We start from the raw sequence: 15,321 nt of genomic DNA, 5'->3' as shown, positions 1-15,321 counted from the left end.
TCCACACCCCCCCCCCCGCCCACCGTGCCGCTCGGGCGGGCGTCGGTGTGCGTCTGCGCGGCGGCGGCCGCGCTCCGGCACAGCTGCGCTCAACCTCCCGGTCCTGCGCGACGACCCAGGTGGCCGGTGAACCACTGTGTGGCCAGGTCCGCCACCTCTGCGAGAGCACCGGGCTCCTCGAACAGGTGAGTGGCGCCGGGGACCACGGCGAGCCGGCTCTCGCAGCGCAGCTGTGCCTGAGCCTGGCGGTTGAGGTCCAGCACCACCTCGTCCTCGCCTCCGACGATGAGCAGCGTGGGCGCGGTCACCGCCGGCAGGCGGGGCCCGGCCAGATCGGGCCTGCCGCCGCGGGAGACGACCGCCAGGGCCGGGGAGCCCGGCTCCGCGGCCGCCCACAACGCGGCGGCCGCGCCGGTGCTGGCGCCGAAGTAGCCCACCGCGAGACCTTGGACCTCGGGCTGTTCGAGCAGCCACCGGGTGGTGTCGGTCAGGCGGCGGCCCAGCAGGGCGGTGTCGAAGACGTTGGCCCGGTCCAGTTCTTCCTCCGCCGTGAGGAGGTCGAACAACAGCGTGGCCAGACCGACCTTGTTCAGCGAGTCCGAGACGGAGCGGTTGCGCGGGCTGTGCCGGCTGCTGCCGCTGCCGTGAGCGAACACCACGAGGCCCGTGGCCCCTTCGGGGACGGCGAAGTGCCCGGCGAGCCGGACCGGTCCGGCGTGCACGACGACGTCCGGATCCGCAACGGGCGGAGCGGCGGATCGAGCTGCGTCCTGCGCGGCCGAGCCCAGCGGACCGCTCCCTGACAGCCGGTCCGCCGCCCGCTCGAGGCAGGCGATGACCTCGGAGTCGGTGGTCTGCGCGAAGTCCTCGTAGAACTGCCCGATCCCGAGGAAGCCGACCGGGGTGCTCGGGCACACCAGTTCATCGGCGGCGCCCTGCATCTTGGCGGTCCAGCCCTGCGGTGCCACGGGGACGGCGAGCACCACCCGGGCCGCTCCCTGGCCGCGGGCGATCAGGCAGGCGGCCCGGGCGGTCGACCCGGTGGCGACGCCGTCGTCGACGACGACCGCCGTCCGGCCCCTGACCCCGGTACGCGGTCGGCTGCCCCGGTAGCGCCGGGCACGCCTGTCCAGCTCCGCACGCTCCCGCTCCTCCACAGCGGCCAGTTCCTCCTCGGTCGTTCGCGTCGCATGCATCACCTCCTCGTTGACGACGCGCACGCCGTCCTCACCAATGGCTCCCATGCCCAGCTCCGGCTGGAAGGGCACGCCGAGCTTGCGCACCACGATGATGTCCAGCGGCGCTCCGAGGGCCTCGGCGACCTCCGCCGCCACCAGCACGCCACCACGGGGAAGCCCGAGGACGACGACGTCCTCGCCCGCGAGGTGCGTCAGCAGCCCGGCCAGTCGCCGCCCCGCGTCAGGGCGGTCAGCGAAGTGCATGGTCCAGCCTCCTCGATGCGGCAGAACCCGGCCGCGACTCCCGCGCGGACACCTGCGCCCGGGGATTCCCGGGGCGGGAAACCTGCCGCTCACGGTCGCTCCTCGTCAGCGATGCGGCACGCTCGCGACTCCTACCGGCCGTCGGAGTCACGTCGCCGGTGAGGTGTGCGGCCCGTCCGGGACGCGTGCCGTCGAGCCGGTCTCTTCGGTTCGCCACCGACTACGAGCGGTGCGGAGGAGTCTGATGTCGGCCGACCCCATCGACTGCTCCGGCGGTACCGGTCGGCCGCCGTCGCTGCTCCGCCCGCGGCTCCCACGCTCGTGAATGGCAGCCGACTTCTTGCCGACCCTGCCTCACGCCCCACGCTACTCGCGTTCCGCGCAGGCGCGAGCGCCGAACGGCTTCACCACGGGAGCCCACCGTGACCGACGCCCCGGCGCGCCAGGGACGCATCCCTCCGCACCCCATGAATTCGGATGAACGGATGATGCGGCCGGTACCTCGGTGGGGTGCCGGCCGTCGGACGGGGCAGGTCGACATCCCGTTCGCGTCGGTCCCGCACCATCCACCGTCGCGGGCCCGTGCCGCCCGGTGGACGGCGTCGTCGCTGTCCACCCGGCCCCTTCGCTGCGCCTTCGGACGCCCACGTCGACACCGGACCACCGCGGCGCGCGGCATCATCGGCCCGCACACCGCATCCCGCCCCTGACATACGCTGCCCGGTCCCGCTCGTTGAGAGGCGCGGCGGCCACCCCGGAGGTCTACTGGGTCTGAAGGCTGCCGCCGAACGAGGGGACAACCCACCCGTGCGATCCGCCACCGCCACTGCTGCCCGGCCGAAGGAGCTCTTCGACCGTGAGGCCGAATGGGACGCGCTCGTCGCCTTCGCCCGCGATCCCCGGCCCGGGCCCGCGGTCGCCATCGTCACCGGGCCCCGTCGGCAGGGCAAGAGTTTCCTGCTCCAGCAACTGACCTCGGCGACCGGTGGCTTCTACTTCGGAGCCCAGGACGTGGCGGAAGCGGAGTCCCTCCGGCGGCTCGGCGACCAACTCGCCCGTCACACCGGTGCCACCCGCCCGACCCGCTGGAGCTGCTGGGCGGACGCGCTCGACGCCTTCGCGACCCTCGCGAGCGAACATCCGCTGCCCGTCGTCATCGACGGCTTCCCCGAACTCGTCCGGCAGAGCCCCGCACTGCCCTCCGCCGTCAGCAGTGTCTGCCGCCGACTGCGCGAGGCGGGCCGGCCCAGCCGGGTGCGGCTGCTGCTGTGCGGCAGCGCCATGCCGATGATGCGCCGACTGCTCGGCACCGCCTCGACCTCGGCAGACTTTCACCTGAAGTTCCTGCCCCTGGACTTCCGGCAGGGCGCGCGGCTCTGGAGCATCGACGATCCGCGCCTCGCCCTCCAGGTCCACGCCGTCGTCGGCGCAAGCACCGCCTTCCGGTACGACCCGGCCGGCGAGGACATCCCGGACGGCCTTGACGATTTCGACGCCTGGGTGTGCCGGACCGTCCTCAACCCCCGCCTTCCGCTCTTGTGGAAGGCCGGACACATCATCGAGCAGGAGCCCGACGGCTGGGACCGCGGCCTGTGCCACTCCACCCTGGCCGCCATCGCCGAGGGCTGCTCGACGCCCGGCGCGATCGCCGACTGGCTGAACCGCCCGGACACCGAGGTGCCCCACATCCTCTCCGTGCTGCGTGACTGCGGCCTCGTGGAGGGTGTACCCGATGCCTTCCGGCCGGGCGTGACCCGCTACCGCATCACCGAGCCGCTGCTCGCCTTCGACCACGCCGTCATACGCCCCAACCGCATCGCGCTGGGGCAGCAGGGCCCCGCAGCGGTCTGGAAGTCGGCGCGGTCCGTCTTCGAATCCGCGGTGCTCCGGCCGCATTTCGCCCAGGTGTGCCGGGACTGGGTGACCGGGTTCGCGTCCCGGGACACCTTCGGCCTCCGACCCGTCACCGCCTCCGCCGGGTCGCTTCCAGAGGCCCAGGGGCACCGGCCGGTCGACGTCGATGTGGTGATCCGCGGCGAGGTCCACGGCCGTGCCGGGGTCCTGCTCTCGGTCGGCAGGGCGTGTTGGGACGAGGCCATGGACATGCACCATCTGCACGAGCAGTTCCAGATCCTGGCCGAACTCGCCGACCGCGGCGAGGACGTGAGCCGGGTGAAGCCGGCCTGCTACAGCGCGGCCGGGTTCAGCCCGCACCTGCGCGAGGCCGAGGCACGCGGCGAGGTGGTCCTGGTGGATCCCGACCGGCTCTACCACGGAGAGTGAACCGCTGGCACCGACGGCTGCGTGGCGCGGAGCCCGCCTGCCCGGCGGCGACGAATCAGGCGTGCGGGATCGCGCGGTCCACGCCGAGCCGCCGTTGTCACGGACCCCACGGACCAGGGCCTCCGGGGAAACCGCGCCCCTCCCTCCCGCTCCGTGCCGGCTCATCCCTTGACGACGCCCAGCGGCACCAGGCGGGCGATCAGCCGGGCGAGTCCCGCGCCCTCGGTGACGGCGGCGACCGCGTCGACGTCCTTGTACGCCTCCGGCGCCTCCTCGGCGAGACCACGCCACGAGGAGGGGCGCACGGCGATGCCCCGCGCCTCCAGTTCGCCGCGAAGCCGCTCCCCGCGGACCATGCGCAGCGCGTGGTGGCGGCTCCAGACCCGGCCGGCGCCGTGGCAGGCTGAATGGAAGGCGTCGTTGCCGGGCAGGCCGACCATCACGTACGAGGCGGTGCCCATCGTCCCGGGGACCAGTACCGGCTGGCCCGCCCCGACGAGGTCCTCGGGCAGGCTCGGGTCGCCGGGCGGCAGCGCCCGCGTGGCGCCCTTGCGGTGGACGCACAGGGGACGTGCCACACCGTCCACTTCGTGGGTTTCGAGCTTGGCGGTGTTGTGCGAGATGTCGTAGACCAGCTCCAGACCGACGTCCGCCGCCGTCGCGAAGGCATGGCGGGCGGCTTCGGAGAGCAGCTGGCGGTTGGCCCGGCCGTAGTTGGCGGCCGCCGCCATCGCCCCCAGATAGGCGCGCCCCCGCGGCGAGTCGACCGGCGTGCAGGCCAGCTGCCGATCCGGTACCTGGATGCGCGACCGGTGCAGTTCCTGGTCCATCACGCGCACGTGGTCGGTGCACACCTGGTGTCCCAGGCCGCGCGAGCCGCAGTGGATCATGACGCACACCTGGCCCACCTGCAGCCCGAAGGCCGCCGCGGTGGCCCGGTCGTAGACCTGGTCGACCGCCTGGACCTCCAGGAAGTGGTTGCCCGAGCCGAGGCTTCCCACCTGGTGGAGGCCGCGCTCGACGGCGCGCTTGCTCACCTGCCCCGGGGCCGCGCCGTCCAGGACGCCGTAGTCCTCGCAGCGCGCGAGGTCGCGTGGCACACCGTGGCCGCGCTCGACCGCGTAGCGAGCGCCGCCGACCAGCAGCTCGTCCATCTCCCCGGCCCCCGACAGCTTCCACAGGCCGCCGCGCCCCATGCCGCGCGGGATGGTGCGGTCGAGGATGTCCATCAGCCGCTGCATCCGGTCGTGGCCGAGCGCCTCGCGGTCGATGCCGGCGGCCAGCAGCCGTACGCCGCAGGAGATGTCGAACCCGACGCCGCCGGGCGAGATGACCCCGCCGTGGGAGATGTCGGTGGCGGCCACCCCGCCGATCGGGAAGCCGTAGCCCCAGTGGACGTCGGGCATGGCGAAGGAGGCGCGGACGATGCCGGGCAGCGTCGCCACGTTCGCCACCTGCTCCAGCGCCTTGTCCCCCGCCGCCTGCGGCAGCAGCGCCCGCGAGGCGAACACCACCCCGGGTACGCGCATCGGCTCCCGCTGTTCGATCCGGAAGCGGTACTGGTTCTTCTCCACCAGTGCGATCTCCACGTCCCTCACCTCCAGTCGACCGTCAGCCGTCCGGTCCGATCGGCGACGGCGGTGCCGAACTCGGCGCAGGCGGTGGTGAACCGCTCACGGATCCACTCCCGGTCCTCACCGAGCGCCAAACGGGTGTGGCAGTAGTCCAGGGCCAGCGGCACCGCCTCCACCTGCGCGGGAACCAGATGTGCGGCATCCGGGCCGTCCAGGGTCACCAGGAAGAGGAGCCCGAGGTCGTTGCGCAGGACCGGGTCGACGGCGTAGTCGTCGACGAAGTCACCCAGGTCGTAGAGGATCCGGTCGGCGATCCCGTGGAAGACATGGGCGGAGTGCCCGGCGACCAGCGTCGCTCCCGCCGCCAGCAGCTCCGGGGCCACGGCCGACACATGGCGCGGCGGCCGGGAGGTCATGTTGGGACCCCAGTGCGGAGTCACCAGCACGACATCCGCTGCCGCAGCGGCCCGGGCCACCGACTCCGTCAGCCAGCCGGGTACGCCCGCATGGAGATCGGCCCAGGCGACACCGGGACTGTCCTCCCCGGCCGCGTACTCCTCCGGGTGGTCCGTGACGCCCACCACCGCCAGCCGCACTCCGCCCGCCTCCAGCACCGCGAACTCCCGGGCCGCGCCTGCGTTCGCCCCGGCACCGACCGCGTGGACGCCCGCCCCGGCCAGCAGGGTGCGGGTGTCGGCCATGGCGTCGAACCCGTAGTCCAGAGCATGGTTGTTGGCGAGCGTCACACAGTTCACCCCCAGTTCGGCCAGCACCTTCGCGGCGGCCGAGGGAGCGCGGAAGAAGAAGGCCTTTCGCGGGTCGGGCCAGCGGTGCCCGCGGTCGGAGACACAGCACTCCAGGTTGAGCACGAACAGGTCCGCTTCCCCGATCGCCTCCCTGACCCCTGCGGAGACGAGCGTCCCCGGCACCGGCGAGCGGCGCAGCCCCTCGGCGACGCCGCGTCCGAGCATGGTGTCGCCGGCCAGTGCCACCGTGAGCGCCATGATTCCGTCCCTTTCCCGCCCTGCACTCAGACGTCGAGGGTCACCCGGCAGGTCCAGCCGCCGGGACTGCGGCGCAGCTGCAGGTCGTGCAGCGAAACGGCCTTGGGTACCGCACCGACCGGCACGGCCGTGCCGACGTCTGCCATCCGGAAACGGACCGACAGCTCCCGGCTGCCCCCCGCCGACCGGATCGGCCCCACCTCCACATCGAGTGGGATCTCGCCGTCGGTATCCATCCGGTAGACGACCTCCTCCAGGACGGAAACCAGCAGGTCCTCGTCGGACTCCCCCGTGACCGCGTATTCGCGTTCCCCGGCGACTGCGGCCCCGGACGTGTCGGCGAAACCCTCCACCATCGCGCGCACCGCCTCGCCGATGCAGCCCTCGGCCGTCGGCGACCACGCCTCCACCCGCATGTCCGCGGTGTGTGGCACAGCCCGGTGGCCACGCGCGCCGGGCCGCTTCCCCACAGGTTCCCGACCGTCCACGGCCGGCACCTCTCCGTAGTCTCCGGATGCACAGCCTCACGGCGAGTTCTCCGATCCGCAGGCGATGCCTCCTCCAGAGTCGTCCCGTACACCGCTTCGGGGCAACCTGCACGAGGCGACGCACGCGGTCACTGTCCAGGGCTCGGCGATTTCATCTCGATGGGACGCCCGCCGACACCCCGGATCCAGCTCGTCCGCGACCGAGAGGCGCCGGGCGCATCGTCGGCCGGGCAGGCGGCCGGCATCGTACGGTCCGCCATCGGCAGGGCCGAGCTGCTGTGCGGCGGCAGGGCAGATATCCGGCTCGTACGCGTCGGACTGTTCGCGTGGGGGAGACGCGGCAGGGAGAACAGCCCCAAGGGTCATACCGCCAGGGGAGGTCCGTTGCGGCGGCGATTGGGGCACATGACGGACTGTCACCCATTCAATCACGTTGAGTAACGCTACGCATGGGGGCATGAAGCGAAGACAGTCGACGGCCCGCTGAACCTGACGGCCGGGGACCCCTGCTTCGTAGGCCGCTCGCTTCGCGCCCCACTCCGGAACGTCCCGAGCGGGGCGCGAAGCACTTCCCTGCGTGTCCCTGAATGCACACCGTGTGTCCTGTGCCCCAAGCAGCGCTCTCGAAGGAGCAGATCTGTGGAACCCACGATGATCAACGGCATCCCCGCACACGCACTGCTGGTCCACCTCGTCGTGGTCTTCGTGCCACTCACCGCACTGGCTCTCGTGGTCTGCGCCGCCTGGCCGCCCATCATGCGCCGCTTCGGCCTGGCCCTGCCCCTGCTGGCCCTCGTCACCCTGGTCTCGGTGCCCCTGACAACAGGCGCCGGCGAGTGGCTGGAGGGGCGCATCGTGCAGAACGCCTTGGTGGCAAGGCACGCGGACCTGGGCGACGAGCTCCTGCCGTGGGCCGTGGGCCTGTTCGTCCTGAGCGCAGCCCTGTGGTGGTTCTACCGGCGTGCCTATGCAGCTACCACCTCGTTCGACGGCGGCAGGGGTTCATCGGCAGGGGTGAGTACTCCCCTGCGAGCGACATCGGTGGTGCTGTGTCTCGCCGTGGCAGTCGGCGCGGTCGTGCAGGTCTACCGCATCGGTGACTCGGGCGCCAAGGCCACCTGGAACAACAGGTTCTCCGCCACAGCCGGCGACAACAGGGGCTGAACACGGCCGCCTGGCTCAGAGGAGCTCGACCAGGGTCCGGCACGCCGACACCATCCACGCCGTCGGCGTCGGCCTCGGCGGCCCCGGAAGAGGCCCACGACCTCGCCCTCGTGCCCGCAGGGGGTGGGCGCGCCACGGTTGCCGGGACGGATCGGCCCAGCACTGTCCGGACGGATCGGTGTCGGACGTCCCGAAGCCGGAGTCGTGGGACCGGCCGAGGTCATGGGACGCCTCTCGGGTGCTGCCGACGGACGCGACCGCATGTGCTCCGGCCGAAGGGACGGCAGCACGACCTGGAAGCCCCCCGTCGACCACCCGCCGGCGCACATTCCCCCGCCCTTACCCGCCTTGTTGACCGCAGGCAATAGGGGGATGGCATACGGTAGTTGTCTCGCCGTCCTCGTGAAGGAGTGCACGCATGCCGGTCTCGCTCGGTCTCGGTCTTCCGCAGATGAAGCAGTACGACATCGGTCGCGACGTGGCCACAGTGGCACGCGCGGCGGAGGACGTCGGGTACGAGAGCCTGTGGGTCTTCGAGCGCGTGCTCTTTCCGGAGCCGGCCACCCAGGGGCTGTACGGCGTACCGGGGCTGCCGTGGCCCGACCAGTACCGCAGCGTCGCCGACCCGCTGGTCACCCTCACACTTGCCGCCGCGGCCACCGACCGGGCCCGGCTCGGCACGAGCGTCCTGGTCGCCCCGCTCCACGTGCCGTTCCAGCTGGCCCGATCGCTCGCCTCGCTCGACGTCGCGAGCGGCGGCCGGGTGATCGCGGGCCTCGGAACCGGCTGGTCACTCGACGAGTACGCGGCCGCCTCGGTCGCCCCCTTCGAGAAGCGCGGCGCGGTCCTGGACGAACTGCTGGACGTCTGCGCGGCCGTCTGGGGCCCGGACCCGGTTTCGTACCAGGGCGAGCTGACCACCATCGCACCGGCCGAGGTCGGCCCCAAGCCCGTTCGCCCCATCCCGGTTTATCTCCCGGCCAACAGCCCGCGCGCCACCCGCCGGCTGGTGGACCGGGCGGACGGCTGGATGCCCGTGGCCATGGGTACCACGGAACTGGCCGATCAGTGGCGGCGGGTACAGGACCTGGCGGCCGAGCGTGGCAGGCAGAGGCCGATCGAGGTGTGTGCCCGTGCCAATGCGAGATACAGCGCCAAGCCGTTCGAGGGCGCGGACCGGCAGCCCTTCCACGGCAGCGTGGCCCAGATCGTGGAGGACCTGGTGGCCCATGCGGCAGTGGGCGTGACGGAGATCCTGCTGGACCTCCAGGGAACGACGCGAGACGCCGCCGAACTGGCCGACGTGGCGGCCGAGGTGTATACGGCGGCCCGAGCGGCGGGCGTCTGACGGTCGCACCGAGGAAGCGCCGTCCCGCCGTCCGGCGGGACGGATCGCGGAGGCAGACAGCACACCACCGCATTCGCCCCTCGGATTGCGGCGGTGCCTGTCCGGCGCATGAGCCGGTGTTCACGATCGGGTGCTGGTCACCTACGCCCTGTCGGCCGGGGACCGTGGGGGCACCAGCGGACCGGTGATCCCGATGGTGTCGCTGCCGCGGACTGCTCCAATCGGCTCACTCACTGAACTGGTGGGTGCGCCCTCACCCGTCGAGCGCCGGGTGATCCCGGCTGATGTTCGGGGCGCCGTCGCCACTTCCGGGGAGCAGTCGGGCCTCGGCGCTCGGCAGCTTGTTCCACCAGTGGTCGTAGCGGCGATAGACCTTCGGTTCGCGGTCGGCGAGGAAGGCCGTCAGCGACCGGGCCTCGGCGGCGAGTTGCTCCCAGGTGTCGTCCGACAGAGGGCGGAAGGCGGTCGCCTCGATTCCTCCCTCGGCCGGACGCCATACGCCGGCGACGTACCCGTCGATGAGCAGGGTCGGCAGCACGTCGCCGTTCCTGCGGGTGACGAGCGTGCGGTAGTCCGGTGGGATGACACGGCTGCGGTCGGAGTAGGCCAGCAGGATGCTGTCCCACATGGCCATCAGCCGGGGCGGGGCCGGTGTGTCCTCGTCCGGACGCGATGCGCCCGGGGTGTCGAACAGTTCCTCGCCGTTCGGCCCTTCCAGCCGCTCGATGGCACCGTCACCGGCGAGAGCCTGCAGCGCCGTCCTGGCCCTGGCACGCTGGATCAGCGCGAACTGTGCCACGTCCGCCACCGATGCCGGCCCGAACCCCTCGAGATAGCGCTGGACCAGCGTCTGCCGGGACGCGGCGGACACCTCCGGGTTCGCCAGCACCGGTCGGGTCGGGGGCGCGACATACGACGGACGGGAGCCGAAGGACCACGGTGGCGTGGTGGGTGCGTGCAGCAGCGGCGTGTACGGCCGCAGCCCCCACCACGCTCCGGGGTCCAGCGGCGTACCCAGCCGCTGTGCGAGCCACGCCTCGCACTCCGCACCCGTCCGAGGCCGGTCGGCGAACGCCAGCAGCTCCGGCACCAGCGCGTCGGCGTCCTCGGCGGTCAGGCCGGACGCCGTGAAGCGGTCACCCAGCCGGGCGGCACGCAGCGACGGCTGCACGGCCTCACGAAAGGCCCGGAAATCTTCGACGTGGACGGCATGCAACGTGATCCGCATGAGAGTCGACTTCACGATGGTGTGGCCGGTGAAGGAAGTGTCGAGGTCGGCCGGGTCGAAGTCGGTGAGCCGGTTCCACAGCGCGAGGTAGGGCGAGGCCGCCTGTTGCGCCTGCAGTGCGACCACGCGCCGTACCGCGTCCGCGACACCGAGCGTCTCCCGTTCCAACAGCAACTGCCGAGCGAGCGTGGAGCGGTTGAGCGCTCGCGCCGTGATTCTCATGCCGTGACCGCCTCATTCCCCATGTCATGAACCCGGCAGCGACGACGCGCGTGGAGTACCCGGCTGTGCACCCTAGCCCTTACGCCGGCATCTATCGAGGCCGGCCTGTGACTACGCGGTGCTGGGCTGCGGCAGTGTGACCCTCGGCTTCAGCTCGTATGCGGGTGACCGGCGGCGGCGTCATGGGTCTGCTTCAGGACCATGGGGTAGGCCGATGGGCCGGCAGGGCTGTGCAGCGTGTCCGGGGCGCGGTGGGGGCGAAGGTCCCTGAGGACCGACTCGACTTCACAGAGGAAGGACTGATATGAGGTCAGGCGCTGCCATTCGGAGTCGGGGATGCCGGGCACCGTGGCGGCGCATGCCGACCAGCTTGCCACCAGTTCGGCGTACAGCGGTGTGTCACTTGCCGTCTCTGCATAAGACTGACCCGGCATGAACGCGCCGGAGAGCTGCTCGCGCGATGCGCGCGCTCCGTGAGCCACATCCAGCTGGGGCCTCGGACGTGGCCGGGCATGAGAAGGGCGTAGGGCCTGCGAGGGGTGCGGAATGGATGCCGCCGAGCCTCTGCCGATGGCGGTAGCGGAAGTGGGTGCGTTCATGACGGTGGTAACGATCAGCCGCCATTTGGGTAACTACCGTCCGACACGGCAAGATTAGATGGAGTTTCACCTTTCTTGGTGCCTTTCGGTCGAAAGTCGCTTCAAATCCTGTGGAGGGACGTTGGTCTCGACATGGAACCGAGGGAGCTGTGGGAGCGTCATGCCGTACTGGCACGGGCGTATTTCAGGAATGACGAGGACGTGCGCGATGCGCAGAGCAGCCTCGACGAGCAACAGGCGAACCGTATGCGGACGCTGGCTGCGTTCGCGGTGACGCTGGGGAGCGACGGGACCGTCGCGGATCTCCTCGGGCTTCATGAACGCGAAGTGCGCATGGCTCGCCGCACCGTGGGAAAGGAAGATGCCCGGGCCATCGCCAAGGCGCTCCTGGACCACCACGCTGCCGATGCGCACGATGTGTCTGCCGAGGACGCGGACAGGTGCCCGCCGTACTCGGAACCGGAGGAAACGCCGGTGTCCCATGAGGCTCCGGCCCCATCTGCATGCCCCCCTCAGGCCCTGGGCGCCCCGGACGCTGCCGACGAGGCGGTCCAAGGAATGGTGTCGTCGTCGGCCGTGGACGCGGTTCTGGTCGGCGCGTGGAGCACTGGGGCTGACCTCTCCGTACTGGCAGGCGAGCTCGGTCTCGATCTCCCCCGCCTCGTCGCCCGCACCCGGTACCTGGAGGCGCAGGGCCGCCTCACTCATGGCGCGCAACCGCTGGACCGTTCCGGCCGTCACCGCCGCGTCGACGGCGCTGAGGCGCCCGCCGTGACCCAGCCCCGGCAGTGGTACTACCCCACCCAGCATCGCTCGTCGCACCAGGAGACGACGTGGGACCAGCAGGCTTCTCACACCACCATGAACTCCGCACCGATGCATGACTGGGACGGCATCCTCGATCAGTGGCAGGTCACCACCAGCTCTACGTCCGCCTGGTAGGGAACCGCGACAGTCCGGGCCGGTGCGACAGCGAGGTCCGATGGGCCGAAAGGCAGTTGACGTCCCACCGTGCGCACGGTTTCCTGCTGCGATGAGTGATCTTCGCTTCGAACAGGTGGACGCCGAAGCCACGCTTCAGGACTGGCAGCACGTTCACAACACGATCATTCCCACGGCCGTGTTGTCTCTCGACGAGGTGCGTGAACGAGTCCGGCGCCACCGGTTGGAGGTGGTCTATCGCGGCGATGCTCTCGTGGGCTGTTCGACGGTGCGGCCGCCCACGAGCGACGCGTCGGTGGCCACCGTCATCGCCCGGGTGCTCCCCGCCCACCGGCGGCAGGGGATCGGTGCGCAACTCTACGCACGAGGGCTGGAACAGGCGCGAAAGCTGGGCGCGGACGTCATCGAGACGGTTGTCCTGGCGGCCAACGCGGACGGGCTGAGGTTCGCGCACGCGAACGGATTCGTCGAATTCGACCGCTATGTGCTGCCGGGTGACAGTGTGCCCTACATCGATCTGCGACTGGCCTGAGCGAGCCGGCCGGCGGGCGCCGTGCGAACCGGGCGCCCGTCGGCACGTCCGGGTCAGATGACCGGTGGCCGCCCCAGCATCGCCATCCGCCACACCGTGCGCCACCGCATCGGCTGCCGACGCCCGCACGGGGTGCGGACCCCCTCGGCGAAGCCGGCGGCCCAGGCGCGCAGTCCCGTGGCCGAGCGGGTGCGGGCCACGGTGAGGAGGGTCCAGGTGCCCAGATAGGCGGGGACCAGAGGGAGTGGAAGATTGCGACGGGCCAGCCAGACGCGGTTGCGGGCCGTCATCCGGTAGTAGACCGAGTGCCGGGCCGGGGACGTCTTGGGGTGCTGGAGCAGCAGATCGGGCTCGTACAGGATCTTCCAGCCTGCGTCGAGCGCCCGCCAGGAGAGGTCGGTCTCCTCGTGAGTGAAGAAGAACTCCGCGGGCCAGGGGCCCGTTTCCGCGAGCATCTTCATGGAGAGGGCGTGGCCACCGCCGAGGAACGCCGTGACGGGGCCGCGCCGCATCGGGTCCGTGGCGCGCAGGCGCGGGACGTGGCGGCGCTGTGTCTCGCCGTGTTCGTCGGCGATACGGAACCCGACGATGCCGAGCTGCGGGTCGGCGGCGTACAGCTCCTGGACCTTGCGCAGCACACCGGTGTCGACGAGCAGACCGTCGTCGTCCAGCTCGACGACGACATCCACGTCCCCGAGTTCAGCCAGTGCCGCGATGGCGACGTTACGGCCGCCGGGGCAGCCGAGGTTCTCGTCCAGCTCGATCGTGGTCACGCCGCCGGCGAGGCCCGACAGGCCGGGGAAGCGGGTGAAGTCCGGGAGCGGTGAGCCGTTGCCCACGACGACGAGACGGGCCGGCAGCACGTCCTGCATGGCCACCGAGGCCAACAGTGCCTCGACCTGTTGCGGGCGGTCGCCCATGGTCACGATGGATACGCCGATGCGCGGTTCGGACAAGGTCAGCACTCCTGAGCTCGCTGCGGTGCCCGCGATCGTAGTCGCTCGATGTTCAGCTGTCGGTCGCCGCCCCGCCACGGTGCGGATGCCGCTGCCCGGTAGCGGAGCGGCCGTCAGGAACCGGGGGCGCCGTCCGCCTCGCCGGTCCGCTCCGGCGAGGGCACCCGTGCCGCGATCCGGCGCAGATGCTGCGCGAAGACCTGGGGCGCCTCGGGGGTGAGGGTGCGGAGGGCGACCATCGCCGTCACGATGACGTCGCAGAGTTCCGCCTCCACGTCCTGCCAGGAATGGGTGACGCCCTTGCGCGGGTTCTGACCGATGGTCCCGATGACGGCCTGGGCGACCTCGCCGACCTCCTCCGAGAGTTTCAGCATCCGCAGCAGGAGATCCTGCTCGGGGCGGATGCCGGTTCCCGCGTCCAGCCAGCTGCAGAGGTGGTCGATGACGTCCCAGGGAGACCGGTCTGCACCGTCGGTGTCCGTACCGTCCGGGCGGCCGTTCGTGTCGGCGTTCATAAGGTGCAGCGTGCCAGGTCCGGACACCGGCGGTTGTCCTCGTGTGCACTCCAGTTCCCGGACTGGCCGTCCGACACCGGAGAACCGGGGGAGTCTCGCAGACCGCCCGGTACGATTCCGGGCCGGACGGTGCGGCTCCGAGCATTCAGCCGGTGGCGCCGGCCTGGCTCGGCACGGATTCCAGCCGCGAGAGCAGCCGCCCGCCGCGATCCTCGGACATGTCGAGCGTGGCCAGTACGGCGGGCGTCGAGATGCTCGGCAGGACGTAATGCAGCAGTACGGAGATCCGGCGCCCCAAGTCCTCGCGCCGGCACAGGACCTGGGACATCACCTGGATTCCGGAGAAGGCGCCCGCCAGCAGCTCGGCGGTCTCACGCGGATGCACGTGCGGCAGCAGCTCGCCCTGGCTCCTGGCAGCGATCAACAGATGTTCGAGCCGGTCGATCCAGGCCCGGAACGGTGTGCCCCGGTCGAGACCCTCGACCGCCTGGTCCATCGCCAGCCCGACACTTGCCCTCACCAGGGGTTCGTGGCGGAGCCGGTGGGCGAGAATCATCCCCTGGTCCACCAGCTCCTGAAGCTTCGTCGGCTGCGGTGGCAGCGGGAAACTGTCCAGCTGGACGTCCATCACGCCGAGCGCCAGCTCTTCCTTCGAGTTGAAGTGGAAGTACAGCGCGCCCTTGGTCACCCCCGCCCGGGCGAGGATCTCGCTGATGGTGGCGCTGCTGTAGCCACGCTCGTCGAACACGGCGGCGGCCGCCACCAGGATCGACCGTCGAGTCTGGATCGCGCGCGCCTGCTGGGCCATCAGCTACGAGTCTCTCTAGTCATGGCGTGGTCGGCGCCACAGGGGTCTGACTGAAAGGGGAAACCGGACTGCCAGTATCTTACGGCCTGCCCCACGACAGGGAGTGGGCTCCCGACGCCCTGCGACTCCGCTGGCGGCGTTGTCGTCGGTCACCGACGCTCCGCGTCGACTCCCTCCTCCGCCTTGCCATCGAAGCCGCACGACGCCGCTCGCTGA

Annotated in this window: 13 protein-coding genes; 5 read left to right on the top strand and 8 right to left on the bottom strand. The window is 71.2% G+C overall.

Annotated features, from left to right (window positions below):
• Nucleotides 1–89: 89 nt before the first annotated feature.
• Nucleotides 90–1,442, bottom strand: a complete 1,353-nt coding sequence (locus tag AB0915_RS34525; protein ID WP_366694830.1) for a phosphoribosyltransferase family protein — start codon at nt 1,440–1,442, stop codon at nt 90–92.
• A gap of 807 nt (nt 1,443–2,249) precedes the next feature.
• Here AB0915_RS34525 and AB0915_RS34520 point away from each other — a divergent pair.
• Complete coding sequence (locus tag AB0915_RS34520) at nt 2,250–3,725, top strand: ArsR family transcriptional regulator (RefSeq protein ID WP_366694829.1); 1,476 nt, start codon at nt 2,250–2,252, stop codon at nt 3,723–3,725.
• Nucleotides 3,726–3,886: 161 nt separating this feature from the next.
• On the opposite strand, the gene AB0915_RS34515 is transcribed toward AB0915_RS34520, so the two are convergent.
• From AB0915_RS34515 to AB0915_RS34505, 3 genes are read right to left on the bottom strand one after another with little or no spacing between them, the layout of a single operon-like run.
• Nucleotides 3,887–5,314: an RtcB family protein gene (locus tag AB0915_RS34515; RefSeq protein ID WP_366694828.1), complete on the bottom strand. Its 1,428-nt coding sequence runs from the start codon at nt 5,312–5,314 to the stop codon at nt 3,887–3,889.
• 5 nt (nt 5,315–5,319) lie between these two features.
• Entirely contained in the window at nt 5,320–6,303 is a 984-nt protein-coding gene (locus AB0915_RS34510; RefSeq protein ID WP_366694827.1) for a CapA family protein, read from the bottom strand.
• 26 nt (nt 6,304–6,329) lie between these two features.
• Nucleotides 6,330–6,737 carry an archease gene (locus AB0915_RS34505; protein WP_366694831.1) on the bottom strand — a complete coding sequence of 136 codons (408 nt, stop codon included), beginning with the start codon at nt 6,735–6,737 and terminating at the stop codon, nt 6,330–6,332.
• A gap of 693 nt (nt 6,738–7,430) precedes the next feature.
• Here AB0915_RS34505 and AB0915_RS34500 point away from each other — a divergent pair.
• Nucleotides 7,431–7,955, top strand: coding sequence for a DUF2231 domain-containing protein (locus AB0915_RS34500; RefSeq protein ID WP_366694826.1), 525 nt, complete (start codon nt 7,431–7,433; stop codon nt 7,953–7,955).
• 418 nt (nt 7,956–8,373) lie between these two features.
• Nucleotides 8,374–9,303 (top strand): LLM class F420-dependent oxidoreductase, encoded by a 930-nt coding sequence (locus AB0915_RS34495; RefSeq protein ID WP_366694825.1) that lies wholly within the window; start codon nt 8,374–8,376, stop codon nt 9,301–9,303.
• A gap of 253 nt (nt 9,304–9,556) precedes the next feature.
• Here the strand turns inward: AB0915_RS34495 and AB0915_RS34490 are convergent, their stop codons facing one another.
• The gene (locus tag AB0915_RS34490; protein WP_366694824.1) at nt 9,557–10,753 is read right to left on the bottom strand and encodes a winged helix DNA-binding domain-containing protein; all 1,197 of its coding nucleotides are present in this window, start codon (nt 10,751–10,753) and stop codon (nt 9,557–9,559) included.
• Between the two features lie 731 nt (nt 10,754–11,484).
• Here AB0915_RS34490 and AB0915_RS34485 point away from each other — a divergent pair.
• Complete coding sequence (locus AB0915_RS34485; protein ID WP_366694823.1) at nt 11,485–12,294, top strand: hypothetical protein; 810 nt, start codon at nt 11,485–11,487, stop codon at nt 12,292–12,294.
• Between the two features lie 91 nt (nt 12,295–12,385).
• Nucleotides 12,386–12,826 carry a GNAT family N-acetyltransferase gene (locus AB0915_RS34480; RefSeq protein ID WP_366694822.1) on the top strand — a complete coding sequence of 147 codons (441 nt, stop codon included), beginning with the start codon at nt 12,386–12,388 and terminating at the stop codon, nt 12,824–12,826.
• 53 nt (nt 12,827–12,879) lie between these two features.
• Here the strand turns inward: AB0915_RS34480 and AB0915_RS34475 are convergent, their stop codons facing one another.
• The 3 genes from AB0915_RS34475 to AB0915_RS34465 form a co-directional block, all read right to left on the bottom strand.
• A complete protein-coding gene (locus AB0915_RS34475) occupies nt 12,880–13,782 on the bottom strand; it encodes a glycosyltransferase (protein ID WP_366694821.1) in 903 nt (300 codons plus the stop codon).
• Between the two features lie 113 nt (nt 13,783–13,895).
• The gene (locus AB0915_RS34470) at nt 13,896–14,297 is read right to left on the bottom strand and encodes a MazG-like family protein (RefSeq protein ID WP_366694820.1); all 402 of its coding nucleotides are present in this window, start codon (nt 14,295–14,297) and stop codon (nt 13,896–13,898) included.
• Between the two features lie 145 nt (nt 14,298–14,442).
• Nucleotides 14,443–15,105: a ScbR family autoregulator-binding transcription factor gene (locus AB0915_RS34465; RefSeq protein WP_366694819.1), complete on the bottom strand. Its 663-nt coding sequence runs from the start codon at nt 15,103–15,105 to the stop codon at nt 14,443–14,445.
• Between the last annotated feature and the right edge of the window lie 216 nt (nt 15,106–15,321).

Origin of the sequence: Streptomyces sp. NPDC048411 (assembly GCF_040704695.1) — a bacterium.
Taxonomy (GTDB): domain Bacteria; phylum Actinomycetota; class Actinomycetes; order Streptomycetales; family Streptomycetaceae; genus Streptomyces.
This window is presented reverse-complemented; position numbering and strand designations above follow the sequence as displayed.

What these genes read in the sequence shown, in the direction of transcription:
- AB0915_RS34495 (WP_366694825.1), top strand. Translation starts at nt 8,374, where the DNA reads ATGCCGGTCTCGCTCGGTCTCGGTCTTCCGCAGATGAAGCAGTACGAC.
- AB0915_RS34480 (WP_366694822.1), top strand. Translation starts at nt 12,386, where the DNA reads ATGAGTGATCTTCGCTTCGAACAGGTGGACGCCGAAGCCACGCTTCAG.
- AB0915_RS34490 (WP_366694824.1), bottom strand. Translation starts at nt 10,753, where the DNA reads ATGAGAATCACGGCGCGAGCGCTCAACCGCTCCACGCTCGCTCGGCAG.
- AB0915_RS34465 (WP_366694819.1), bottom strand. Translation starts at nt 15,105, where the DNA reads ATGGCCCAGCAGGCGCGCGCGATCCAGACTCGACGGTCGATCCTGGTG.
- AB0915_RS34470 (WP_366694820.1), bottom strand. Translation starts at nt 14,297, where the DNA reads ATGAACGCCGACACGAACGGCCGCCCGGACGGTACGGACACCGACGGT.
- AB0915_RS34510 (WP_366694827.1), bottom strand. Translation starts at nt 6,303, where the DNA reads ATGGCGCTCACGGTGGCACTGGCCGGCGACACCATGCTCGGACGCGGC.
- AB0915_RS34485 (WP_366694823.1), top strand. Translation starts at nt 11,485, where the DNA reads ATGGAACCGAGGGAGCTGTGGGAGCGTCATGCCGTACTGGCACGGGCG.
- AB0915_RS34525 (WP_366694830.1), bottom strand. Translation starts at nt 1,442, where the DNA reads ATGCACTTCGCTGACCGCCCTGACGCGGGGCGGCGACTGGCCGGGCTG.